Consider the following 658-nt stretch of genomic DNA (forward strand, 5'->3'; position numbering starts at 1 on the left):
CCCGGCACTACTCCCTCCCCCGGACCGGGGGCGAGCTCCTCGCTGCCGGGCCGCAGGTCGCCGCGGGGGCCGCCGAGGCGCTCCGCTGGGCGCGTCTCGCGACCGCCGCGCAGGCCCTCGGGGTGGGCCTCGCCCTGCTCGACCGGACCGTGGCGTACGTCGGGCGGCGCAGCCAGTTCGGTGTGCCCGTCGGCTCGTTCCAGGTGGTCAGGCACCGGCTGGCCGACGCGAAGATCGCGCTGGAGTTCGCGCGTCCGCTGCTCTTCGGCGCCGCGCTGTCGATGGACCCGGCCGACGTCGCCGCCGCCAAGGTCACGGCGTGCGAGGCGGCGTACGCCACCGCCCGTACGGCCCTCCAACTGCACGGCGCGATCGGCTACACCGCGGAGTACGRCCTCTCCCTGTGGCTGACCAGGGCGCGGGCGCTGCGCTCGGCCTGGGGCGGTCCGGGCGAGTGCCGGGCGGCGGTGCTGGACGCGGCTCCCGTCAGTGGTGCTCGTCGCTGCTCGTGAGCTCGCGGTACTCGGCGGCGGTCGGCTTCGGGACGTATGCGTTCTGCCCGTACAGGGCATGGGCCAGGCGCGCCCGCAGCCGCCGCGCGGCGGGGACCTTGCGCTCGACGCCGTTCGCGTCGACGAGCGGGCCCACGTCGTAGGGC

General features: G+C 76.7%; 1 protein-coding gene. It reads left to right on the forward strand.

The genetic code is table 11. The annotated features are described in order from the left end of the window. The coding region (locus FGF04_RS39685) for an acyl-CoA dehydrogenase family protein (RefSeq protein WP_268893814.1) at positions 1-512 on the forward strand (512 nt) is incomplete at its 5' end. Positions 513-658 lie beyond the last annotated feature (146 nt).

This window comes from Streptomyces apricus (assembly GCF_008369065.1).
GTDB lineage: Bacteria > Actinomycetota > Actinomycetes > Streptomycetales > Streptomycetaceae > Streptomyces > Streptomyces apricus.